Below are 22,551 nucleotides of genomic sequence, written 5' to 3' on the forward strand. Positions count from 1 at the left end.
TTTCTGGCTCAGGCTGAGGGCTTTGCCTCACGTTCCAGAGCGACCGACACGCCGAAGACGCAGAGCCCGATCAGCGAAAGTACCGCACCGACATAACCGGTTGCCTGAAAACCCCAGCCCCAGGCGATGACGAGCCCGCCGAGCCAGGCACCGAGTGCGTTGGCGATGTTGAAGGCCGAATGGTTGGAAGCGGCCGCCAGCGTCTGGGCGTCGGCCGCCACATCCATCAGCCGCGTCTGCAGCGCCGGGCCGCAGGCGAAGCCGCAGCCGACCAGGAAGACGGTGATATAGAGCATGACCGGGATATGGGCGAAGGTCGCAAAGGCCAGCATCACGGCCACGTAGAACACCATCGTTCCGCCGATCGTACCCTTCAGCGAAATGTCGGCAAGCCTCGAGCCGACAATATTGCCGACATTCATGCCGATGCCGAACAGGGCGATGACGATCGACACCATGGTGACCGGAAGCCCGGCCGTTTGCGTCGTGGTGGAGGCGATGTAGCTGAACACCGAAAACATGCCGCCGAAACCGACCGAGGCAATGCCGAGCGTCAGCCAGACCTGGGTCTTGCCGAATGCGCTGAGTTCGCGGCGAATGCTGGCGCCTTCTTGCACCTTGTCCCTCGGCTGAAAAAACCAGACGAGTGCCACAGTCAGGAGACCGATGAAGCCGACAAGGTAGAAGGCCGAGCGCCAGGACAGCATCTGGCCCATGAAGGTGGCAAGCGGCGTGCCGAGCAGCGTCGCGATCGTCAGCCCGAGCATGACGCGGCCGACGGCGCGGGCGCGCTTGTTGGGCGGCACCATGGAGGCGGCCACCAGCGAGGCGACCCCGAAATAGGCCCCGTGTGGCAGGCCGGTGACGAAGCGCAGCGCGGTAAAGCTCCAGAAACTCGGCGCCATCGCTGACAGGATGTTGCCGACCGCAAAGACACCCATCAGAGCCAGAAGCAGCGTGCGGCGCGGCAGCCGGGCCGATAGAATTGCGATGATCGGCGCGCCGATCACCACACCCAGCGCATAGGCGCTGATCACATAGCCCGCCGTTGGGATGCTGACCTGATACGTCTCCGCCACATTCGGCAGCAGGCCCATGATGACGAACTCGCCGGTACCGATCCCGAAGCCACCGACGGCAAGCGCGAATTCGATCAGAAGGACGGCGAGGGGGGGAAGGCTGGTTTTCGGGATGCTGTCGTCAGGTCTGGTGTTGGCCTTGGCATCGGGCACGTGTCGGACTGCGGTGTCTGTCATGGTATCGCATCTGTTGAAAAAGCGGACGGGTACGGCTCGAAGCGAGCGCGTCCGGGAGCAAATGATGGGGCTTTGAGGCAGTTGAATTGACGGCAGATTAGCACGTGATTGTGCAGCGCGGTAGGCTTTTGACAAAAACCAACTGTACCACAATCGTGCAATCGCCATTCGGTGCCGTTGATATCTGCCGCGGCCTCACCATTTTCCACCCTGTCGTTATCCGCCGCCCTCGAGCACCTGGTCCCTTGTCGATGAAACTACATGCCGTTTTCAACCGCGATGGCGGGACTTTCCGAACCACGGATATGGACGCTTACTGCGACCACGCCCTGAAGACCTTCCGGGCTGCCGGCCACGAGATCGAGTGCAAGGTTGTTGCCGGCGACAAGGTCGTCGAGACGATGGAAAAGGCAGCCTCGATGCCCGGCGTCGAAGGACTGATCGCCGGCGGTGGCGACGGCACGATTTCCGCGGCGGCGGGCATTGCCTGGAAAAGCGGTATCGTTCTCGGCGTGGTGCCGGCCGGCACGATGAACCTGTTTGCCCGTTCGCTGAAACTGCCGCTCGACATCTGGGAAGTCCTCGACACGTTGGCAGAGGGTACGCCCGAAGCGATCGATATCGCCAGCGCCAACGGAAAAAGCTTCGTGCACCAGTTTTCCGCTGGCCTGCATGCCCGGATGGTGCGCTACCGCAACTCGATGAATTTTGCCTCGAGGCTCGGCAAGATGCGGGCAAGCGCAAGGGCTGCGATCGGCGTCATGTTCAACCCGCCGGAATTCGAGATGGAATATGTCGTCGATGGCAAGCGCACTTCGCGCAAGGTGTCGGCCATCTCGGTCTCAAACAACGAGTTCGGCACCGATCCTCTGATGTTTGCCGATGACCTGACCAGCGGCCATCTGGGGTTCTACCTCGCAGAACCGATGAAGCCGTCCGGGGTCGCAAAACTCACCTTCGACATCCTGCGCGGCAAGCTCAAGGAAAACGCCGCGGTCACGGCGATGACGGCAACAGAACTCGAACTGCACTTTCCTCGCCACCGCCGCGACGTCAGCTGTGTCATCGATGGCGAACTCCTGCCGATGAAGCGGGACGTGACACTGAAGATCCATGCCGGCGAACTGAAGGTTCTGGTTCCCGGACAGAATACGGCTGCAGGACGCGAAAATGCCGCTGCGAATATGTCGCCGGAACCGTCTACGATCTGATCGGCGCTGAACGCGGCAATGTCGAACGCTCAGACAGCGATCGACGTCAGCGGTGGCGGCGTGCCGGCGGCGGCGGCTTCGATATCGACGGAATTGGCTCCGTTCGAGCGCACCGTCACCGCATTGGATGCGAGCTGCACGCCGGCGGCCTTGCAGGCGGCCAGCAGCCGCGTCATCGCTTCGCGCTTCAGGATGCCCGGATTGCCGGGCAGGCAGGTAAACTTGAAGCGCACGATCATCGCCGTTTCGGTGATGTCCTGGATACCCTGCATCTTCAGCGGAATGAGGAACTGCGGCCCGAATTCCGGATCCTCCAGCATGCCCAGCCCCACCTTCTTGGCGGCACGGCGGATGATCTCGGCATCGCTGTCGCGCTCGAAGCGGAGCTGGAACTTGATCGTTCCCCAGTCGCGGCTGAAATTGGTGACGGAGCTGATCTGCCCGAAGGGAATGGTGTGGATGGGTCCGTTGTGATGGCGCAGCCGCACGGAGCGCACGGTGATCTGCTCCACGGTCCCCTGCAGCTTGCCCGTATCGATGTACTCGCCAATCCGGAAGGCATCGTCGACAATAAAGAAGATGCCGGAAACGACGTCCTTCACCAACGCCTGAGACCCGAACGAAAGCGCAAGCCCGAGCACTCCGAACCCGGCCAGCAGCGGCGCCACGTTGATGCCAAGCGAACTGAGGACGATCAGCGAGCCGACCGCGAGAACCGCACCGAGAACGAGGTTGCGGATCACCGGCAGCGCCGTCGTCAGGCGGCTTGTCTGCTTCTTGTCCGCTTGCTCGTCTTCCTGGCCGGGCAGCATCACGGTCTGCGGTGGGGCGATCGTCTCGGCGTATTTCCACACCAGCGTGTAGACGGCCCAGCTTGCAACCACGGCAAAGCTCAGCCGCTCCAGCCAGAGGATCCAGCCGGTCGCAATATCGCCGCCGCTGGTCATCAGCGGCCACCAGAGCGCGGTGATCAGGTGCAGGCCGCCGATCCACACAGCGCCCGAGCACACCACGCGAAGGCTGGCGAGCACGGATGACCAAAGGCCCGCCCCGTGGGTGGTTTCCCAATGGCGCGCGAACTCGTCCACAACGTGGTGGGCACCGAGTGCGAACACCGGCAGGAGCAGCAGGATGACCTGAGTCGAGCCGGCCGCGAAACTCCAGCGGGCACTGTCCGGCGAGCCGATGATGACCGACCCGAAGAACCAGATGAAGATGGCCGAAACGACATAGAAATCCGGAAGCAGGTTGCCGATGACGCGCCGGACGGGGCCCGGGCTTGAGCCTTTGAACGCAGCGCGGATGCCGGCGCGGCCGCCCCAGAACCAGGTTAGCTTGAGCAGCGTCAGCAGGGTGCCGCCGATCAGGAACCACCCGTCGAGCGAGGCCCGGTCCAGGCCCAGCCAGTTCCACAGCCGCATGGTCTCACCAAACAGGGCGGTGATCACCCCATAGGCGGTGAGCATATGGAAATGCCATTGCGGATTGCTGATCGCGAACAGTGTTTCGCCGCTCTCATCGGGCCGAAACAGAAACCGTCCCACCGCCATGTAGACAAGCAGGATCAGGGCGAAGGCAATGGCGGCCTGGCAGACCTGGAAGGCAGCCGTGGTATCCGCGAGCATCGTCAGCAGGACCCACCGGGCGACACCGAGAAAAATCGCGATCGACAGCAGATCGCCGACCAGGCGCTTGAAGAAGCGGCGGAACTTGCCGGCGATGTGACGGGCCCGCAAATGGCTGTGTCGCAGCAACTGCGCAAACAGGAGCCGCACGCTGAGCGCCGCGGCGCCGCCCGCCAAAAGCGAAAGCAGCGCCACCATCGCGATCCGGCCGTTCGCAATGCCCTCGGCATCCAGATGCGTGGTCGTCATGCCCACCATGGTGGACAGGGCCTGCAGCCCCGCAATCGCCGTCGTGAAACCGTGGGACGAGGCATCCGAGAACCGTTCCCAGCTGGCCATGCCCATGTTGGCCGCTTCCATTTCCGGCGTCATCTGCATCGTGTCGGCGCTGGTTGCGGTGGCAGTGCCAGAGGTCGTGTCCGATGCGGAGGTCGCGGGGTGTGCAGCGGCGCCGGTGGTTGTGGTCGCGGTCTCCACCTGCACCGTCAGCGGTCGGCCCGTGCGGGCCGCAAGATCCAGCACCTGCTGCACGTCGGCAGAGGTCTGACCGGGCTTCAGGACGACGGTCAGCGGCGCGTCTTGCGACCACATCGGAGATGCGGTCAGGAGAAGGCCGAGAAAGGCTGCTGCGGCAGCTCGGCAGAACGGCATCAGCGTCTCCATCGGCCAAGCGGCCCTTGCCCGTCCGCGCCGCGCGTGGCGCCTGACGTCCTTTTGCAACCCCTGCAGGCTCGCAGGCAGGTTCCCATCATATGGCGAAGATCGTCGTTCCGCCAGCCGCCCGCCGATGAATGCTGGATCCTAGATTCGAGGCAGATAGGTCTGGTAGTCGAAGTCGCTGACGGTCCGCAGGAAGGTGATCGCCTCCTTGCGCTTCGTGTCGCCGAAGAGCGTCTGGTATCGCTTTCCGAACACGTCCTGGATGAAAGGCGAGGCAGCAAAATCCTCGACCGCGGTCAGGAAATCATGGGTGAGGCGTTTGGCGTCAGCTGGGGGTTTCTGGCCGGGCTCCGTTGCCGGACCGGGATCGAGATCCGCTTCGAGCCCTAGGAGCATGCCGCCGAGAATGGCGGTCAGCAGCAGGTATGGATTGGCGTCGGCACCGGCGACGCGGTGCTCGATGCGGGCGGCAGGACCGTTCGCGTCCGGAATGCGGACTGCCGTTCCGCGATGGCCGAAGCCCCAGTCGATATCGACGGGCGCAAACGAATCGGGCTGAAAACGCCTGTAGGAATTTGCATAGGGCGCGAAAACCAGCTGCGCATCACGCATTGTGTTGAGCATGCCGGCGGTGACGGATCGAAGTTTTGCAGGATCGCCGCCCTTAGCGTCGAGAATGTTGTTGCCGTCGGAATCGATGATGCTGGCATGCACATGCAGGCCGGAACCGGCATGATCCGAATAGGGCTTTGCCATGCAGGTGGATTTCAATCCGTGCTTTCTAGCTGCCTGTTCGACGATGCGTTTCAGGCAGATGCAGTCGTCGGCCGCCGCCAATGCATCCGCCCGGTGCAGAAGATTGATCTCGAACTGGCCGGGCCCGAATTCGGCCGTTGTCGCATCCGCCGGCAGGTCCTGAGCATGCGCCCATGTGCGCACTGTCTGCAGGAAACCGTCGAGCGCATCGACTGCGCCCATGTCGTAGAGCTGGAAACCGTTCGGCTCGCCGCGATAGGCAAGTTTTGCCGGCGGCCGCGGACGTCCGGTGTCGCGCCAGTCATCCTCTAGCACGTAGAATTCGAGCTCGGTCGCCACGACCGGTGTCAGGCCGAGCTTGGCAAAGCGCTGCAGCAGGTTGGCCAGAATCGCACGCGGATCCATGAAGCTCGGCTGCCCGTCCATCTCGTGCATGGTCGCAAGCACCTGCTTCGAGCCCGGCGGCCCCCAGGGCATCGGCGCAAGGGTGCGGCGGTCGGGAATGCAGAGCCCATCGGGATCGCCGATCGAGATCGAAAGCCCGGTCAGCTCGTCATTGTCGCAGCCCCAGATATCGAGCGACTGGGTGGAGGAGGGCAGCCGTACCGTTCCGTCCCAGATCTTCTTTTCGGCCGTCATCGGAATGCGTTTGCCGCGCAGGTCGCCGTTCATGCCGACCAGCATGATTTCGATATGGGGCTCGGCTGCGGTCTCGGTCATGAAGCATCATCTCGATGGTTGCGCTGCCTCGTTGGTAGCCGATAAGAATTGGTCGCACAATCTGAGCCGCGTCTAAGCCCTGAGGGAAACCGCATGAACGAGAAGCCGACGATCTCCAATCTCGCCGCGATCGATGCCGCCCACCACATTCATCCGTTTTCGGACATGAAAGAGCTGAACGCCAAGGGCACCCGCATCATCGAACGGGCCGAGGGGCGCCATATCTGGGATTCGACCGGCAAGAAGTATCTGGACGGCTTTGCGGGCCTCTGGTGCGTCAATGTCGGCTATGGCCGAAAGTCCATCGCGGACGCTGCCTACCGTCAGATGCAGGAATTGCCCTATTACAACAGCTTCTTCGGCACCACGACGCCGCCCGCCATTCTGCTTGCCCAGAAGATCGCGTCGCATGCGGGGCCGCACATGAACCGCGTGTTCTTCACCAATTCCGGATCAGAGGCCACCGACACCTGGTTCCGCATGGCTCGCGTCTACTGGAAAGCGCTCGGCATGCCGGAAAAGACGCTCGTGATCGCGCGGCGAAACGGCTACCACGGCTCGACGGTCGCCGGCGCCTCGCTGGGTGGCATGAAGCTGATGCATGAACAGGGCAACCTGCCGATCGACGGCATCCACCATATCGGCCAGCCCTACTGGTATGCCGAGGGTGGCGATCTTTCGCCGGAGGAATTCGGCCTGCAAGCAGCGCGCGAGCTTGAAGCCAAGATTGATGAACTGGGCGAAGACAAGGTTGCCGCCTTCGTCGCTGAGCCGATCCAGGGCGCCGGCGGCGTGATCATTCCGCCGGATACCTACTGGCCGGAGATCTCGCGCATCTGCAAGGCGCGCAACATTCTGCTCGTGTCCGATGAAGTCATCTGCGGCTTCGGCCGGCTCGGCTCCTGGTTCGGCTACCAGCATTACGGCTTTGAGCCCGATCTCGCGCCGATCGCGAAAGGCCTGTCCTCCGGCTATCTGCCGATCGGCGGCGTGCTGGTCTCCGACCGGGTCGCGGATGTGATGGTCAACGAGGTCGGCGACTTCTTCCACGGCTACACCTATTCGGGCCACCCGGTGGCCGCAGCAGCCGCGCTCGAAAACCTGCGGATCATCGAAGACGAAGGTCTGGTCGAACGGATCCGCGACGATATCGGACCCTATTTTGCGAAAGGCTGGAAAAGCCTTGAGGCGCATCCGGTCGTCGGACAGGCCGATAGCGTCGGGTTGATCGGCGGCCTTCAGCTTGCAGCCGACAAGGCGACCCGGCGGCGCTATGCCAAACCCGACGATATCGGGTCGCTTGTGCGCAACCACTGCCTCGAAAACGGGCTGATCATGCGCGCTACGGCAGACCGCATGCTGGCATCGCCGGCCTTCACCATCACCCGCGGGGAAGTCGACGAAATGGTCGGAACGCTGTCAAAGGCTCTGGATCACCTCGCAGAAACCGTGACGGAATAGGGTCAGTCCGGCAGATCGACAACTGCCATGGCGAATGGGTACTGGTCGCCTTCGTGTCCCCAGGAGTAGGGAAAGCGCAGGATGACCGGGTTAGCCGAAAGCCCTTCGAGCCCCTGCGTCTTCAAATAGCGGCCAAAGACGGTTTGAAACCCGTCCGGCATTGTGCCATCCGAGCGGCGCCAGACAAAGACTGCCTTGCGGTAGGCGGAGACTGCCGTGGTCACCATGCCGGCCGGCTGGTGCGAGACGACAACGGTCGTATCTGGCAGGTTGAAACGCATATTTCCGGCCAGATGCCCATCGGCGGCAATGATCAGCACCGGGCGCGGCTCGGAACCGTCGCTTGCGAGTTCCGGCTCGATCTGCTTCGCCAACTTGTCGAAGGGAATGTTGACGTAACCGTAGTTGCGCGTGAAGGGGTCGATCGCCACTCTTCCAAACAGGATCAGGGGAACAATCACCATGATCGCCACAGCAGTCACCCAGAGGCGCTTGAGCGGCATCGATATGTCGATCCCGGCTGCGTCGATCTTCAGCGTCAGGTAAAGCGGCAGAATCAATAGCAACGGCGTGAGCCAGCGGTCGCGCACGTCATCCACGCCGCCGAACAGGACCATGCCCAAAAGGACGGCCATCACGAATGCCAGGATGCGACCGGCAAGCCGGCTCCAGTCGTCGTCGGCCCTCATGACCGTCGAAAGCTTTTCACGCAGCGAGATGGCGAACACCGCTGCGGTGAGGGCCATGAACCCGGTCGATGACAGGAGCAGAGATCGCAGTCCGCGGGAGATCGCTGCGAGCGTACCGGCGTCAGCGCTGATGAGTTTGTCCACCGACCGGCTGCTGGCCGCCTCGACATTGTCGAGCAGCCAGACGGCGTGCGGGGCAACGACAAGCAGCGCCACCAGGCCGCTCAAAAGGATGCGCCAGTCCAGCACCCGGTCTCGAAACCGGCTTTCCATCAGCACTGCAAGCATCGCGCAGAGCGGAAGAAGGACAAAGTTGTACTTGGTCATTCCCCCGATTCCCGTGGCGAGCCCGAACAGAAGGAACGAGGCAAGCGTCGGAACGGATAAGAGCCTGAACAGCGCAAACAGGAAGAGCGAACTGCCGAAGATCGCCGCCACGGTGTGGCTGAGGTCCCGTTGCGCCTCGAACGAGACCTGCGGGATGGTCAAAAGACCGAGCACCGCCACCACCGCGAGGCGCTTGTCCTTCAAGACCTGTCGGGCAGCGAGGAAATAGAAGCCGTAGGCACCGAACAGAAGCAGGTTCTTCAGTCCCGACAAAGTCGGCATCGACATGCCAAAGAGATGAACCGCGAGGTATTGCAGCCAGTTGTAGATCGGCGGCTGGGTGCCGTATCCGGCCAGCAGCCATTGCGACAGATAGGCCTGTTCGCCTTCGTCAAGCTCCAGCGCATGCGGAAGAACCACACGCACCCCCATATTGACCAGAAAATAGACCGCCAGGACCGTGAAAAACGTGCGGCCGCGGGAAAGCCGGTCCGCGGAGACCCTGACAGTGGAGAAATGTGAACCCTCAAGGCTATGCAAAAGGTTTTCTCCAGGTCCGCCGGTGACGAAGACTGAACAATTCAGGCGCGAATGTCTGTCTGGCGTATCATGCCGTGCCCGCAGATCAAGCGGCAAGCCAGCGTGCCGGCGGCCCTTTTGACGTGTTTTTTCAGAATATCGCTGAGTGTGTCACGGCTGCGGCGTAGCGTCACTCGAGGCGACACCCTCGTGGACTGCCCTGACGATATAGGAGAGCGACGCGCCGTCACGGTAGTAGATGCGGGCGATCATTTCGGCGAGGATGCCGGTGGTGATCATCTGCACCGAGGACAGGAACAGCATCACGCCGATCATGAAGAGCGGACGTGTACCGATATCGTTGCCCAGAATGAACTTGTCGATGAACAGGTAAAACAGGATCAGCGCCGAAAGCGCACCGAGGCCAAGGCCGAGCGATCCAAAGAAATGCCCCGGCCGCGCCTTGAAGCGCATGAAGAACATCACCGACAGAAGATCGAGAATGACGCGGAAGGTGCGCGAGATCCCGTATTTCGAAACGCCGTGCTGGCGGGCGTGATGGGTGACAGGCATTTCGCCGATCCGCGAGCTCGGCACGACGCCCGCAACCCAGGCCGGGATAAAGCGGTGCATCTCGCCCATCAACTGGACCTGCTTGATGACCGCCGAGCGATAGATCTTCAGCGAGCAGCCGTAGTCATGCAGGCGGACGCCGGTGATGCGCCCGATCAGCCGGTTGGCGATAAAGGAAGGCACCTTGCGCAGGAACAGCCCATCCTGGCGGTTCTTGCGCCAGCCGACCAGGAGGTCGAGTTCGCGTCGCTCGAGTTCGGCGACCATCGAAGGAATGTCTTTGGGGTCGTTCTGCAGGTCGCCGTCGAGCGTCGCAATCAGCCGGCCGCGCGCTTCGGTAATACCGGCCTGCATCGCTGCCGTCTGTCCGAAATTGCGCTGCAGCTCGATGATCCGCAGGATGAGGCCCGAACGCGACAGCGAAAGCTTCGCATTGGCGATCGTCGCGTCGGTGCTTCCGTCGTCGACCAGGATCAGTTCCCATGCCGAGGGATAGGTGGCCATGGCGGCGCAGATCCGCTCGATCAGCGGGCCTACGCTTTCCTCTTCGTTGAAGAGCGGCACGACGAGGGAGAGTTCGACCGGTGAAACGGTGCCGATCGTACCTTCAAGCGTGCCATCGATCGTGCCGGCCGCCGAACTTGCTGTTGTACGCACCTTGTGTTTCTCCTAGAAACTCGGGAAACCTCGGGCGTGACGATCCGCCGTCATGGCGGCCGCAGTCTCTGCACCTTGGTCTTAATGCTTGACCCGAAACCTCGTATTGGGCCCCCTGATATATGAAGAATTCTCCGGTTTCCAGCCGCAGACCGTGGATAATTCGCCACGCCATGACGCTTGGCACAGTTGCGATCGTGGCCCTCTACGCCGCCTTCATCCACTATGTCTGGGGCTGGGGCAGGGTCGTTTCATTATGGAGCGCCGCCGGGTGGGGAACGGCTGCTTTAGCGCTCGCGCTATTGCTTGCGACCTATGTGCTGCGCACCTGGCGGATCTACGATTATTTCCCGCGCGAAACCGGTGGTCGTTTCGGCACGTTGCTGCGGCTCGTGCAGGTTCATAACCTTCTCAACATCATGCTGCCCTTCCGCTCGGGCGAAGCAAGCTTCCCGCTTCTGATGCGGCGCGAGTTCGGCGTTTCTCTCACCCGCGCAACGGCAGCGCTTCTCGTCATGCGGCTGTTCGATCTGCACGCCCTGCTGGCCGCCGCCGGCGTCGGGCTCGTGCTGCAGACGGGTGGCGCAACCGGTGCAATCTGGGCGTGGACGCTATGGGCCGCGTTTCTCATCCTGCCGGCGCTAGCCTTTTCCTTACACGGCCATGCCTTCAAGTTCGCGGAAAAGCTGCTGCCGGCGAAGGGCAAGAAGCTGCTCGACGAGATCAAGGCCGGTCTGCCGCTCGATGCAAACGCCTTTGCTCGGGCCTGGGGCGCGACGCTGGTCAACTGGTTCACCAAGATCGCGGTTCTTGCCTGGGTCCTCGGCCTGCTCGGCGGGCTCTCGGTCGGCCCGGGTTTCGGCGGCGCGCTCGGTGGTGAATTGTCCTCGGTACTGCCCGTCCACGCACCCGCCGGCGTCGGCACCTATCCCGCCGGCATTACCGCCGGCGCGCTAGCCTTCGGAGCGGATGCGGGTGGGATGGCATTGGAGGAACTCGGCAAGGCTGCGGTCAACACCCATATCCTCGTCATCGTCTCGTCACTGGTCGGCACCGCATTGTCGCTTTTGGCGGCACGGCCGAAGAGGGGGGATTGATCAGGCGAAAGACGAAAGAGGAACAGCCAGCTTCCTTACCGCCCGATCGGTACTCTGACCCAGCTTGCGCACAAGGCTTTCATCGGCCGTCACGAATTGCAGCCCTTCACGTTGGGCAAGGGCCAGATACAGGCAATCGTAGGCGGGATGGTCTATCCGCACGGCAAGCTCTATGGCCGCCAGCCAGATCGGCAGCATCTCCCGAAGCTGGAGATCCGATCCCTCGATCATCAGAGCGGCAAACCTTGCCTCCTGCAGTGACAACTCCCGGCGCCGCACCTTTTTCCAGAAAATGTTGGCGCACTCCGCCAGGATGAGATCGGGCGCCGCCAACTCGTGTCGGTTCAAAAGGGTCATCACCTGCGGTCTGCCGGGCTCTTCGACGACCTATTTGACGACAACGCTCGCATCGACCACGTAAAGGGTCATCGCTCGTTGCGCCCCTCGCGCTGCAGCACTTCCGATAGTGTGTGGTCACGGTCTGCCGTCAGCCTGCGGAATTCTTCCGCCAGCGTCTCGAATGTCGGACGGCTGTGGCGGGGCCCGTCCCATCCCGTGCCCTCCAGCGCGTTCAGGGCACGCTGCCTCCGCTCACCTTCCACGAAGTGGCGAAGCACGTCCTCGACTGTTGCCGTTTCCGGCAGCCCGCTGATCTCCTTCGCCTCAATCAGTAGGTCATCGTTGACTGTCGATGTCGCGCGCATTGCAGCCTCCATGCACGCAAAAGTGTATACGCGATTTGACCCGCTGTCACTGGAAAGCCGTCTCGTAAAAGCTTCGCAGCTTGCGCGAATGCAGCGTCTCAGTGGGCATCGCCGCCAGTTTCTGCACGGCACGGATGCCGATCTGCAGATGCTGGCTGACCTGGGTCCGGTAGAACGCCGTCGCCATGCCGGGCAGCTTCAGTTCGCCATGCAGCGGCCGGTCGGAGACGCAGAGCAGCGTTCCATAGGGCACACGGAACCGGAAGCCGTTTGCGGCAATCGTTGCCGATTCCATGTCGAGCGCGATCGCTCTCGACTGCGAAAGCCGCTTTACCGGCCCGCGCTGGTCGCGCAGTTCCCAGTTGCGGTTGTCGATCGTCGCCACTGTGCCGGTGCGCATGATCCGCTTCAGCTCGAAACCCTCGTAACCGGTCACTTCCTCGACGGCGCTTTCCAGCGCCTGCTGCACTTCGGCAAGCGCCGGGATCGGGATCCACACGGGCAGGTCGTCATCGAGCACGTGGTCTTCGCGGACATAGGCGTGGGCCAGCACGTAATCACCCAGCCGCTGGCTGTTGCGAAGGCCGGCGCAGTGTCCCACCATCAGCCACGCATGCGGACGCAGCACGGCGACGTGGTCGGTGATCGTCTTGGCGTTGGAAGGCCCGACGCCGATATTCACGAGAGTAATGCCGGAATGATCGCCTTTCTTGAGGTGATAAGCCGGCATCTGCGGCATCCGGATCGTGCCCGGGTTCTCCGGCCGGTCGTTTCCGGCGGTGGTGAGGATGTTGCCCGGCTCCACGAACTCCGTATACCCGTCGCCGCCTTCCGCCATCAGCTTACGCGCCCAGGCGGCGAATTCGTCGATGTAGAACTGGTAGTTCGTGAACAGCACGTAATTCTGGAAATGCTCTGCCCCGGTCGCGGTATAATGGCTGAGCCTTGCCAGCGAATAATCGATGCGCTGCGCGGTAAACGGCGCAAGCGGCGCAGGCTCGCCGAACGGGGCCTCGTATTCGCCATTGGCGATAAGATCGTCCGTATTGTTGAGATCCGGCGTGTCGAACAGGTCGCGCATCGGGATGTCGGCCATCGCGTTGCTGACGGACGACTCGATATGCGCGCCTTCGCCGAATGCGAAATGCAGCGGGATCGGTGTCGTCGATTCCGACACGATCACGGGAACGCCGTGGTTGCGAATGAGCAGATCGAGCTGCTCGATCAGGTAATGGCGAAACAGTTTCGGCCGGGTCACCGTTGTCGTGTAGACGCCGGGGGACGTCACGTGGCCATAGGAGAGACGCGAATCCGCATGGCCGAACGACGTGGTCTCGATCATCACCTGCGGATAGCAGGCGCGGTATCGACCGGTCACGGCCGCACCCTTCGCAAGTGCGCCGAAGGCATCGATCAGGAAGGACGTGTTGCGCTCGTAAAGCGCTGTCAGCGCATCGACGGCTGCTTCCGCATTGTCGAAAGCCTGCGCCGCGACAGGGCTCGGGCTGATGAAAGCAAGGGCGGGGAGTGAAGAGATTCGTGTGTTCATGCGCTATTATAATGGGAAGTTTTCGACAATCAAACGACAGCTGACGGGGATAATAGCCTGATCTCATCCCCAATCGCCGGCGAGACCTGCACTGCTATCCCGGCCCACCCGTTACAGAGGTGACTGCCGGGATCGCAAACGCTGCCGCCTGCTATCGCGACGATAGCGTCAGAGGCGCGTCCAGGTCTGCGACTTGCAGAGGATCTTCATCACGCAGCCCTTCATCTTGAGCGAATTGCCGCTGACCGAGCCGGAGCCGCTATAGGTCTTGTCCGCCTCGGGATCGGTGATCTCGCCGGTATAGTCGCTGCCCTTGGGCGAAAGCTTGCCGATCTGCCGTCCCGCATGCTTGCCGGTTTTCAGCGTCACGCAGAAGGCGCCGCCGCATTTGCCGATCTCTGCCGTCTCGCCGCTCGCGGTCTTCCAGTTGCCCTCGATCGCTTCTGCCGCATGGCCGGTGCCGGCTATGCCGAAGGCGAAGAATGAGAAAGCAGCTGCGAGTATCGAAATGCGCTTCATGATGGTTTTCCCTCCCGGAGCCGGCGCTTCCGCACCGGTCATATGTCTGAGCGTTCGCACCTCCTCGCGCGAACAGCGGAAAATCTAGCTTACGCACACGTAAAGGTAAATATCCTGAGCCTGCGCATGGGGCGGAATATCAGCCGAATCTCCCGCCGTTTTCGCCGAGCGACGCGCGTTTATTTCGACGCGATGAAAACGCGACCCGAATTCGTGGTGAAGAAAGGGTTGAAATCCAGATCTGAATTTTTCGTAAAAATGTCCGCAAAACCCTTAATAGCCAAGGGCCGCGATGTTTAACAAAAAACCAAGTTTACCAAGCGTTTGCACTTTGTTTTCAGCAAATTAATCATGCTTTTTAGGCGCTTTTTGCAAGCTTTGGCCGATACTCAAATCATCAAAGAGCGGCACAAACCGCCACCCCGGAAGGGCCGACAACAAGCTGCACAAGACAGCGACGGTCCCGACGGAAAACAGGGCAGACGACAAGAACAACGTTCTCGAAACAGGGATACGAACCGATGGCACGCTTTGAAATGAATGCTTCCGAAATGGCCACCATGGGTGGCGAGGCTCGCGCAGACGTTCTCTGCGACATGGGTCTGATGTATGCGACCGGCCGGGGTTGCCCGGTCGATCTGGTCTCTGCCCACAAGTGGCTGAACATTGCCGCGATCAAGGGCTGCGACCGCGCCGCCGAACTGCGCGCCGATCTCGCCGCGACGATGACCAAGATGCAGCTTGCAGAAGCGCTGCGCGCAGCCCGCGAATGGATGACCATCCACTAACGCGCAAGCGCATATTCAATCATGCGACCGGCCCAGAAGAAGGCCGGCGAACAAGAACACGGGCCTACCAGAGAGAAAACGGGATGGAGACGCGGCGCGAACCGGAGCTGTTCCCGGCAACAAACCGCAGCCGCTGAAGATCAAAAGACCGCGACCGGCAGAAACAAGGCCGGCGCGGTCTTTTTCTGTTCTAGAGACCCTTCAGAACTTTCGGCAACGCCTCTTCCAGCAATGCCATATCCTGCTCCGGTCCTGCGCTGATGCGGATGCAGCGGTTGAGAGGTGCCACGCCCGGCATGCGAATGAAGACGCCGTGCTCCATCAGACCGTCGACGATCGCCCGCGCATGGGTACCATCGCGGCCGCAGTCGATCGCCACGAAATTGGTCGCCGATGGCAGCGGCTCGAGCCCGTTGGCCCGGGCGATCGCCGAGATCCGGTCGCGAGACGCTTTGATCTTGTCGATCACCTCAGCCAGATAATCCTGGTCTTTCAGTGCCGCCAGTGCTGCTGCCACGCCGACCCGGTTCATGCCGAAATGGTTGCGGATCTTGTCGAACGCGGTGGCGTTGTCGGGCGTCGAGATGGTGTAGCCGACCCGCGCGCCCGCCAGACCGTAGGCCTTGGAGAAGGTCCGGGTGCGGATGATGTTCGGCAGGTCGATCAGCGCTGCGAGTTCCGGTGTCGCTCCATCGGGCGCCGTTTCGCAATAAGCCTCGTCCAGCACCATCAGGCAGCTTTCCGGCAGGCCCCGCGCGAAGGACACGATCTTTTCGGCATCGTTCCAACTGCCCATCGGATTGTCGGGATTGGCGAAATAGACGAGCGGCGCATTTTCGCGGATGACCGTATCCATCAGGGCGTCGAGATCTTCGCGATCATCGCGATAGGGCGCCGTTACCAGCGTGCCGCCATGGCCGGCGACGTGGAAGTTGAAGGTCGGATAGGCGCCGTAGGAGGAGACGACAGGCATTCCGGGCTCGATCACCATCCGCACGATCTGGCCGAGCAGACCGTCCACGCCTTCGCCGATCGCAATGTTTTCGGCGTTGCAGCCAAGATGCGCGGCAAGCGCCTGCTTCAGCTGGTAATTCTCCGGGTCCGAATATTTCCAGCTGTCTGCGGCGGCGGACTTCATGGCTTCGATGACTGACGGGGCAGGGCCGAACCCGTTCTCGTTGGCGCCAATTCGGGCTTGCACGGCACGCCCTCTGGCGCGCTCAATGGCCTCGGGGCCGACAAAGGGAACGGTCGCGGGAAGAGCGCCAATGAGCGGCGTGAAGCGCGAGAATGAAGACATGATATCAGGATCCGGTTCAAAAAGTCCGCACACAATAGGGGGCTTTGAACGGCGTGCAAGGGCGGACAAGGCCGCTGATGGCGCGCATGAAGCAAAACTATGCCCCTGACGACGACCCGGCTTAGTGGCTCGTTTCGAACGAAAGCCGGATGACGTGATGCAGGAATTCCGCATCGATCAGCATGTTGAAGGCGACCGTGACCTTCTCCTCTTCGCGGCGCATCACGGTGCAGCCGATTTCGTCGTGAATGCCGAGGATTTCCAGGAAGAAGTTGGCCGGTACCGGCAGGCTGGGACTGACGTCCAGTTCGGCGCCATAAAGAGAGATTGTCCGGATCAGGCAGCGGAAGGCGGTATTGGTCGAGAGATGGTGTCCGACAAAGATGATCCGGCCAGGCCGGTCTATCGTAAACCTTTCAAATGCCCGATCGCCCGTATGAGCATGGTCGTGTGCGGTATCCTTCATCATCGTACCCGGCAGATCGCCTCCCTCGTTCTCGTCCTCGACTATGACTTTATTCCTCTTTTTATGAATCATTCTGAAACAGATGGGTAAAATGCCGCTGATCTGCGCGTTTTCGTCGCGTCATGATCACGCGTTGCGCAAGTTGCACCGTTAGTGTGCCGAAATCGGGCTGTTGACGGGTCGCCGGGGCGGCGCTACCCCTTCAGCCGCGAGTTTTTCGCGATGGGAGCAGGGCGTGGCAGCAGGTAGATTGGTGATCGTCGGGGCAGGGCAGGCCGGGTTCGCGCTCGCTGCCAAGCTGAGAGCGCTGAAGGATGAGCGGCCTATCACGATGATTGGCTCCGAAGATGTCATTCCCTATCAGCGGCCGCCACTGTCCAAGAAGTACCTGATGGGCGAGATGAGTTTCGACCGCCTGACGTTTCGCCCGGAAACCTGGTTTGCGGAACACGATGTCGAGCTCCGGCTCTCGACCTTTGTCGAAGAAATTGACCGGGATGCAAAGACGATCCGAATGCAGGACGGGTCTGTCCTCGAATATGAACATCTGGCGCTGACCACCGGCTCGACGCCGCGCACCCTTCCAGCCAGCATCGGCGGTGATCTCACGGGTGTCTTTACCGTCCGTGACAAGCGCAACGCCGATCTCCTCGCCGACGAGATGAAGGCAGGTCGCCGGCTTCTGATCATCGGCGGTGGCTATATCGGCCTCGAAGCCGCAGCTGTCGCCCGCCATCTCGGGCTTGAAGTGACGCTCATCGAGATGGCTGACCGCATTCTCCAGCGAGTCGCGTCTAAGGAAACCGCCGACGTGATGCGGGCCATTCACGCCGAGCACGGTGTCGTCATCCGGGAAAAGACAGGCCTTACCCGCCTGATCGGCGAGGACGGCCGGGTTCGCGGGGCCGAGTTGTCCGATGGCACGGTCATCGATATCGATTTCGTCATCGTCGGTATCGGCGTCACGCCGAACGACCGGCTGGCGCAGCAATGCGGCCTCGACGTTGGCAATGGCATCCTCGTCGACGACTATGCTCGCACGTCCGATCCGGCAATCTTTGCCATGGGCGATTGCGCCATGCTGCCCTGGAAGGGCAACAATATCCGTCTCGAGTCGGTGCAGAACGCAGTCGACCAGGCCGAATTGGTTGCCGCGACCCTGACCGGGTCAGCCGAGCCCTACGAGGCAAAGCCGTGGTTCTGGTCCGACCAGTATGACGTGAAGCTGCAGATCGCCGGGTTCAACCTTGGCTACGACGAGACAGTGATGCGGCCGGGCAGCCGGGAAGGCAGCGTCTCGATCTGGTATTTCCGCGAGGGCCGCCTGATCGCGGTGGATGCGATCAACGACGCCAAGGCCTATGTGACCGGCAAGAAGCTGCTGGATAACGGCATGACGGCAGACAAGGCGCTGATCGCCGATCCGGCGACCGACCTCAAGCAGTTGCTCGCGTAATAAAGACAGCATGTTTTAAAAGGAGATACCATGCCGGCACCGAAAAACGCCTTCAAGGCTCGTTTGCAAGCCGGCCTGCCGCAGATCGGCCTCTGGCTCAACATGGCCGAGCCGCTGCCGGCGGAAATTGCCGGCCATGCGGGCTTCGACTGGCTGGTCATCGATGGCGAACATGGTCCGAACGATCTGCGCAGCATCATGGCGCAGTTGCAGGCCTTGTCTTCCTCCTCATCGGAAGCCGTCGTTCGCCCGCCGATGGGCGAAACCTGGATGATCAAGCAACTGCTCGACATCGGCGCCCGCACGCTTCTGGTGCCGATGGTCGATTCGGCCGAACAGGCGAAAGCACTGGTTGATGCCGTCCGCTATCCGCCGGAGGGAAAACGCGGCGTGGGTGCAGCCGTTGCCCGCGCGTCCGCCTTCAACGCGATCGCAGACTATACAGACACGGCTGCAGACGAGATCTGCCTTCTGGTGCAGGCCGAAACCATGGCTGCGATCGATGACATCGAGCGAATCGCTGAGGTCGAGGGCGTTGACGGCATCTTCATCGGTCCGGCCGATCTCTCCGCCGACATGGGGTTTCGCGGCCAGATCGGTGCACCGCAAGTGCAGGACGTGATCGAGAACGCGATTCGCCGAATCGTCGCCGCCGGCAAACCGGCCGGCATCTTGACCTTCGACGAAGATCTCAACCGCCGCTATCTCGATCTCGGCGCTACGTTCGTGGCCGTCGGCGCCGATGTGGCTCTCTATTCCTCTGCCCTGAAGACGCTCGCCGGTCGCTATGGACGCGGTTCGGGCGGAGCAGGGCCTGCCAGCTACTGATTCCACGCCTATTCCGGTCTCGAATCGGGATCGGCCTGCGAAAGACCTTGCAATCGGCAACGTTCCGAAATAATCAGGCCGGACCGGAGAGGTGGCCGAGTGGTCGAAGGCGCTCCCCTGCTAAGGGAGTATACGGCAAAACCGTATCGTGGGTTCGAATCCCATCCTCTCCGCCATTCCCAAACTTCAAAATCCCAATCGATTTGCGATCCTGGACTCGCTGTTGCGCGCGTAGTTCGCTGAACCTTGCGCGAAGCCTAAGTGGCTGCTTTCCAATGTGTTTCTTAACGATGTGTAAACTTTTAACGGTCGCCTGAGGTGCTTTTGTGCTCTTTCGGCAACACGGGTTTGTGAAGCAGGTGGGTAGAACGTGCGGATGGCCAGTTCGCGATTGCATGCGCGGCCTGCATTTGTAATTTGAACCACGGAAGCGCGGCGGTGGTTCGTCCGTTTTCAAAGTCCCGGGGACGGGCAGGGAACGCTGGCCTTTAGCAAAAGACCCATCCCCATATGAAACTTTGACTGGAGGTCAAATATGAACATCAAGAGCCTTCTTCTCGGCTCCGCTGCAGCTCTCGCAGCAGTTTCCGGCGCCCAGGCTGCTGACGCGATCGTCGCTGCTGAGCCGGAGCCAATGGAATACGTTCGCGTTTGCGACGCTTTCGGCACAGGTTACTTCTACATCCCGGGCACGGAAACCTGCCTCAAGGTTGGTGGTTACGTTCGTTTCGACGCTAAGTACAACGACGCATACCGCCTCGACCGCGAAGGTTCGTACACCAACACTCGCGCTCACATCTCGCTCGACACCGCTTCGGACACCGAATGGGGCGCTCTGAAGACCAAGATCGTAGCTCGTTTCGACTACAACCCGCATCATCCGCAGTTCGGCTACGAAGAAAACACTCGTACACGTCTGAACCAGGCTTACATCACCTGGGGCGGCTTCCTGGTCGGTCTCGCTGACTCGCAGTACTCGCAGTTCTCGGGCTACGCTGGCGACGTCATCAACGATGACGTGATCTCCTACGGTCCTTTCGAACTCAACCAGGTTTCCTACACCTTCGACGCTGGCAACGGCTTCAAGGTTGTTGCTTCGCTTGAAGACGACGGCACCAACGACAACGACATCCCAGGCGGCGCAAGCGACTGGCCGGATGCAGTTCTCGGCGCTAAGTACGACAACGGCACGTTCGCTGCTTCGCTCGTCGGCGGTTACGACGAATCGCAGGAAGAAGGCGCTGTAAAGGGCCGTATCTCCGGCAAGTTCGGCGCATTCTCGGCCTTCCTCATGGGCGGCTGGAACTCGGACGGCGACGACATCAACAAGTACGCACCAGGCACGAACTACGGCGACGCAGTCGTTGGTTGGGGTGACTGGGCTGTTTGGGGTGGCGCTGGCTACAAGTTCACCGACAAGGTTGCTGCTAACGTACAGGTTGGCTACACCGACTCCGAAGTTCTTGCTGCTACGGCAAACGTCAAGTGGACCCCAGTTTCGGGCCTCCTGATCCAGCCAGAAGTTTCGTACACGAGCGTCGACAACGCGCAGATGGACGACGATCAGTGGACCGGTATGGTTCGCCTTCAGCGCACGTTCTAATCCTTACCCAAGGATTGTTTCACGGAAGGCCCGGCTCACGCCGGGCCTTTTGTCGTTTGGGCAATGAAACTGCCGGCTGTTTCTGTCGCGATCAATCGCGGCCGTCTGGTGATTCTCTCCCGTGACTGAGGTGGTCACCGGTTCCTCGACGCGTCGCGGACCGCCGATTCCCGGCCCGTTTATTAAGTGTTGGTTAACGCTCGAAACCAATGCGATGAAACGTTGCAACACTTTTGCAAATAAACACCAAAAACGCGCATCGAAGCTTGTGATTTACTTGTCACAATTGGGAAGGTCTCGTAGCTTCGGGACATGAAGCGCGTCGGTTCGTCGCCGTTTCTTGAGTCGCGGGGAGGGGCAGATGTGCTGGCTCCAGCAAGCTACTCACCCCTTTTGAAACTTTGACTGGAGGTCAAATATGAACATCAAGAGCCTTCTTCTCGGCTCCGCTGCAGCTCTCGCAGCAGTTTCCGGTGCCCAGGCCGCTGACGCTATCGTCGCTGCTGAGCCGGAGCCAATGGAATACGTTCGCGTTTGCGACGCTTTCGGCACGGGTTACTTCTACATCCCAGGCACGGAAACCTGCCTCAAGATCGGTGGCTACGTTCGTTTCGACGCAGGCTATGCTGATGCCTACACGCCAAACAGCGATGGCCTGTACACCAACAGCCGCGCGCACATCTCGCTCGACACAGCTTCCGACACCGAATGGGGTGCACTGAAGACCCGTATCGTCGCTCGTTTCGACTACAACCCGCACAACTCGGCCGCTGGTTTTGAAGAAAACACGCGCACGCGTCTGATCGAAGCCAACATCACTTGGGGTGGCTTCCTGGTTGGTCTTGCTGACTCGCAGTATTCGTCGTTCTCCGGCTACGCTGGCGACGTCATCAACGATGACGTGATCTCCTACGGCCCGTTCGAACTGAACCAGGTTACCTACACCTTTGACGGTGGCAACGGCTTCAAGGCTGTAGTCTCGCTCGAAGACGACGGCACCAACGACAACGACATCCCAGGCGGCGCAAGCGATTGGCCGGATGCAGTTGCTGGTATCAAGTACGACAGCGGCACGTTCGCTGCTTCGCTCGTCGGTGGTTACGACGAGTCGCAGGAAGAAGGCGCAATCAAGGCGCGCATCTCCGGCACCTTCGGCGCATTCTCGGCCTTCCTTCTCGGTGGCTGGAACACAGACGGCGACACCACCAACAAGTACGCGCCTGGCGACAGCGTCGGCACGAGCTGGGGTGACTGGGCTGTTTGGGGTGGCGCAGGCTACAAGTTCACCGACAAGGTTGCTGCAAACGTACAGCTTTCCTACACGGACAACGAAACCTTCGCAGCAACTGGTAACGTTCAGTGGACCCCGGTTTCCGGCCTCCTGATCCAGCCAGAAATCTCCTACACGAGCTGGGATGCAATCGACGAAGACCAGTTCGCTGGTATGGTTCGCCTTCAGCGCACGTTCTGATCCTTTAAAAGGATTTGGTTTTACGAAAGGCCCGGCTTCTGCCGGGCCTTTTGCGTTTCGGCGTTTGATTCGGACGGTCGCTTGATGATTCGCTGCAACGCAGCATCGTCCGCTCTTCAGCGATTTAGAACACACGAACAAACTGATGAATGCTTGCAACACCGACCGGTTCGATTGAGGCGCTAATGGACACAACAGTGCCGATTTCGTTGCCGCAAAGTTGATCGACGACTAGCGTCTCGGCAGCCGACCACGCGACTCGGGGTGATTCCTGCTTCCATGGACGACCTTGTTTTACGACATGCATTGTTTCATC

At 61.0% G+C, this 22,551-nt stretch carries 19 protein-coding genes and 1 tRNA gene; 9 read left to right on the plus strand and 11 right to left on the minus strand.

Annotated features, from left to right (window positions below):
• Positions 1 to 8 precede the first annotated feature (8 nt).
• On the minus strand, positions 9 to 1,256 hold the full coding sequence (locus ACQY1K_RS05100) for an MFS transporter (protein ID WP_113165157.1): 1,248 nt from the start codon (positions 1,254 to 1,256) through the stop codon (positions 9 to 11).
• A gap of 251 nt (positions 1,257 to 1,507) precedes the next feature.
• Between ACQY1K_RS05100 and ACQY1K_RS05105 the strand changes: the two genes are divergently transcribed.
• Positions 1,508 to 2,467, plus strand: coding sequence for a diacylglycerol/lipid kinase family protein (locus ACQY1K_RS05105; protein WP_430258460.1), 960 nt, complete (start codon positions 1,508 to 1,510; stop codon positions 2,465 to 2,467).
• A 29-nt stretch (positions 2,468 to 2,496) separates the two neighbouring features.
• Here ACQY1K_RS05105 and ACQY1K_RS05110 read toward each other — a convergent pair whose 3' ends face one another.
• Both ACQY1K_RS05110 and ACQY1K_RS05115 read right to left on the minus strand, forming a co-directional pair.
• Entirely contained in the window at positions 2,497 to 4,743 is a 2,247-nt protein-coding gene (locus tag ACQY1K_RS05110) for a mechanosensitive ion channel family protein (RefSeq protein WP_430258461.1), read from the minus strand.
• A gap of 150 nt (positions 4,744 to 4,893) precedes the next feature.
• Positions 4,894 to 6,228 (minus strand): glutamine synthetase family protein, encoded by a 1,335-nt coding sequence (locus ACQY1K_RS05115; RefSeq protein ID WP_430258462.1) that lies wholly within the window; start codon positions 6,226 to 6,228, stop codon positions 4,894 to 4,896.
• 93 nt (positions 6,229 to 6,321) lie between these two features.
• On the opposite strand from ACQY1K_RS05115, the gene ACQY1K_RS05120 reads away from it, so the two are divergent.
• The gene (locus tag ACQY1K_RS05120; RefSeq protein WP_092661784.1) at positions 6,322 to 7,689 is read left to right on the plus strand and encodes an aspartate aminotransferase family protein; all 1,368 of its coding nucleotides are present in this window, start codon (positions 6,322 to 6,324) and stop codon (positions 7,687 to 7,689) included.
• A 2-nt stretch (positions 7,690 to 7,691) separates the two neighbouring features.
• On the opposite strand, the gene ACQY1K_RS05125 is transcribed toward ACQY1K_RS05120, so the two are convergent.
• Both ACQY1K_RS05125 and ACQY1K_RS05130 read right to left on the minus strand, forming a co-directional pair.
• Positions 7,692 to 9,245: an ArnT family glycosyltransferase gene (locus ACQY1K_RS05125; RefSeq protein WP_430258463.1), complete on the minus strand. Its 1,554-nt coding sequence runs from the start codon at positions 9,243 to 9,245 to the stop codon at positions 7,692 to 7,694.
• Between the two features lie 150 nt (positions 9,246 to 9,395).
• Positions 9,396 to 10,421, minus strand: coding sequence for a glycosyltransferase family 2 protein (locus ACQY1K_RS05130; protein ID WP_430258922.1), 1,026 nt, complete (start codon positions 10,419 to 10,421; stop codon positions 9,396 to 9,398).
• A gap of 155 nt (positions 10,422 to 10,576) precedes the next feature.
• Here ACQY1K_RS05130 and ACQY1K_RS05135 point away from each other — a divergent pair, with 155 nt between their 5' ends.
• Positions 10,577 to 11,551 (plus strand): lysylphosphatidylglycerol synthase transmembrane domain-containing protein, encoded by a 975-nt coding sequence (locus tag ACQY1K_RS05135; RefSeq protein WP_430258464.1) that lies wholly within the window; start codon positions 10,577 to 10,579, stop codon positions 11,549 to 11,551.
• Here the strand turns inward: ACQY1K_RS05135 and ACQY1K_RS05140 are convergent, their stop codons facing one another.
• From ACQY1K_RS05140 to ACQY1K_RS05155, 4 genes are all read right to left on the minus strand, one after another.
• Entirely contained in the window at positions 11,552 to 11,908 is a 357-nt protein-coding gene (locus tag ACQY1K_RS05140; protein WP_430258465.1) for a type II toxin-antitoxin system VapC family toxin, read from the minus strand. It abuts the gene before it with no gap.
• 68 nt (positions 11,909 to 11,976) lie between these two features.
• Entirely contained in the window at positions 11,977 to 12,255 is a 279-nt protein-coding gene (locus ACQY1K_RS05145; protein ID WP_113111136.1) for a hypothetical protein, read from the minus strand.
• Positions 12,256 to 12,301: 46 nt separating this feature from the next.
• Positions 12,302 to 13,804 carry an AMP nucleosidase gene (amn, locus tag ACQY1K_RS05150; RefSeq protein ID WP_062453407.1) on the minus strand — a complete coding sequence of 501 codons (1,503 nt, stop codon included), beginning with the start codon at positions 13,802 to 13,804 and terminating at the stop codon, positions 12,302 to 12,304.
• A 168-nt stretch (positions 13,805 to 13,972) separates the two neighbouring features.
• On the minus strand, positions 13,973 to 14,323 hold the full coding sequence (locus ACQY1K_RS05155; protein ID WP_192086800.1) for a DUF2147 domain-containing protein: 351 nt from the start codon (positions 14,321 to 14,323) through the stop codon (positions 13,973 to 13,975).
• Between the two features lie 521 nt (positions 14,324 to 14,844).
• On the opposite strand from ACQY1K_RS05155, the gene ACQY1K_RS05160 reads away from it, so the two are divergent.
• Entirely contained in the window at positions 14,845 to 15,111 is a 267-nt protein-coding gene (locus ACQY1K_RS05160; protein ID WP_062579770.1) for an SEL1-like repeat protein, read from the plus strand.
• Between the two features lie 190 nt (positions 15,112 to 15,301).
• On the opposite strand, the gene ACQY1K_RS05165 is transcribed toward ACQY1K_RS05160, so the two are convergent.
• Together ACQY1K_RS05165 and ACQY1K_RS05170 are read right to left on the minus strand one after the other, a co-directional pair.
• Entirely contained in the window at positions 15,302 to 16,411 is a 1,110-nt protein-coding gene (locus ACQY1K_RS05165; protein WP_430258466.1) for a pyridoxal phosphate-dependent aminotransferase, read from the minus strand.
• A 121-nt stretch (positions 16,412 to 16,532) separates the two neighbouring features.
• Positions 16,533 to 16,880, minus strand: a complete 348-nt coding sequence (locus ACQY1K_RS05170; protein ID WP_430258467.1) for a hypothetical protein — start codon at positions 16,878 to 16,880, stop codon at positions 16,533 to 16,535.
• A gap of 232 nt (positions 16,881 to 17,112) precedes the next feature.
• On the opposite strand from ACQY1K_RS05170, the gene ACQY1K_RS05175 reads away from it, so the two are divergent.
• The 5 genes from ACQY1K_RS05175 (at position 17,113) to ACQY1K_RS05195 (ending at position 22,235) form a co-directional block, all read left to right on the plus strand.
• A complete protein-coding gene (locus tag ACQY1K_RS05175) occupies positions 17,113 to 18,333 on the plus strand; it encodes an NAD(P)/FAD-dependent oxidoreductase (protein WP_430258468.1) in 1,221 nt (406 codons plus the stop codon).
• Between the two features lie 30 nt (positions 18,334 to 18,363).
• A complete protein-coding gene (locus ACQY1K_RS05180) occupies positions 18,364 to 19,161 on the plus strand; it encodes an aldolase/citrate lyase family protein (protein WP_430258469.1) in 798 nt (265 codons plus the stop codon).
• Positions 19,162 to 19,246: 85 nt separating this feature from the next.
• Positions 19,247 to 19,337, plus strand: a tRNA-Ser gene (locus ACQY1K_RS05185).
• A gap of 359 nt (positions 19,338 to 19,696) precedes the next feature.
• Entirely contained in the window at positions 19,697 to 20,764 is a 1,068-nt protein-coding gene (locus ACQY1K_RS05190; protein ID WP_184654824.1) for a porin, read from the plus strand.
• A gap of 418 nt (positions 20,765 to 21,182) precedes the next feature.
• Positions 21,183 to 22,235 carry a porin gene (locus tag ACQY1K_RS05195; RefSeq protein WP_092661800.1) on the plus strand — a complete coding sequence of 351 codons (1,053 nt, stop codon included), beginning with the start codon at positions 21,183 to 21,185 and terminating at the stop codon, positions 22,233 to 22,235.
• Positions 22,236 to 22,551 lie beyond the last annotated feature (316 nt).

Source organism: Neorhizobium sp. IRS_2294, from assembly GCF_050500145.1.
In the GTDB taxonomy this organism is placed as follows: domain Bacteria; phylum Pseudomonadota; class Alphaproteobacteria; order Rhizobiales; family Rhizobiaceae; genus Neorhizobium; species Neorhizobium soli.

Bases quoted from the DNA above. Each gene is read 5' to 3' on its own strand.
- ACQY1K_RS05100 (WP_113165157.1), bottom strand. From the start codon at position 1,256: ATGACAGACACCGCAGTCCGACACGTGCCCGATGCCAAGGCCAACACC.
- ACQY1K_RS05105 (WP_430258460.1), top strand. From the start codon at position 1,508: ATGAAACTACATGCCGTTTTCAACCGCGATGGCGGGACTTTCCGAACC.
- ACQY1K_RS05110 (WP_430258461.1), bottom strand. From the start codon at position 4,743: ATGCCGTTCTGCCGAGCTGCCGCAGCAGCCTTTCTCGGCCTTCTCCTG.
- ACQY1K_RS05115 (WP_430258462.1), bottom strand. From the start codon at position 6,228: ATGACCGAGACCGCAGCCGAGCCCCATATCGAAATCATGCTGGTCGGC.
- ACQY1K_RS05120 (WP_092661784.1), top strand. From the start codon at position 6,322: ATGAACGAGAAGCCGACGATCTCCAATCTCGCCGCGATCGATGCCGCC.
- ACQY1K_RS05135 (WP_430258464.1), top strand. From the start codon at position 10,577: ATGAAGAATTCTCCGGTTTCCAGCCGCAGACCGTGGATAATTCGCCAC.
- ACQY1K_RS05140 (WP_430258465.1), bottom strand. From the start codon at position 11,908: ATGACCCTTTTGAACCGACACGAGTTGGCGGCGCCCGATCTCATCCTG.
- ACQY1K_RS05145 (WP_113111136.1), bottom strand. From the start codon at position 12,255: ATGCGCGCGACATCGACAGTCAACGATGACCTACTGATTGAGGCGAAG.
- amn (WP_062453407.1), bottom strand. From the start codon at position 13,804: ATGAACACACGAATCTCTTCACTCCCCGCCCTTGCTTTCATCAGCCCG.
- ACQY1K_RS05155 (WP_192086800.1), bottom strand. From the start codon at position 14,323: ATGAAGCGCATTTCGATACTCGCAGCTGCTTTCTCATTCTTCGCCTTC.
- ACQY1K_RS05160 (WP_062579770.1), top strand. From the start codon at position 14,845: ATGGCACGCTTTGAAATGAATGCTTCCGAAATGGCCACCATGGGTGGC.
- ACQY1K_RS05165 (WP_430258466.1), bottom strand. From the start codon at position 16,411: ATGTCTTCATTCTCGCGCTTCACGCCGCTCATTGGCGCTCTTCCCGCG.
- ACQY1K_RS05170 (WP_430258467.1), bottom strand. From the start codon at position 16,880: ATGATGAAGGATACCGCACACGACCATGCTCATACGGGCGATCGGGCA.
- ACQY1K_RS05180 (WP_430258469.1), top strand. From the start codon at position 18,364: ATGCCGGCACCGAAAAACGCCTTCAAGGCTCGTTTGCAAGCCGGCCTG.
- ACQY1K_RS05190 (WP_184654824.1), top strand. From the start codon at position 19,697: ATGAACATCAAGAGCCTTCTTCTCGGCTCCGCTGCAGCTCTCGCAGCA.
- ACQY1K_RS05195 (WP_092661800.1), top strand. From the start codon at position 21,183: ATGAACATCAAGAGCCTTCTTCTCGGCTCCGCTGCAGCTCTCGCAGCA.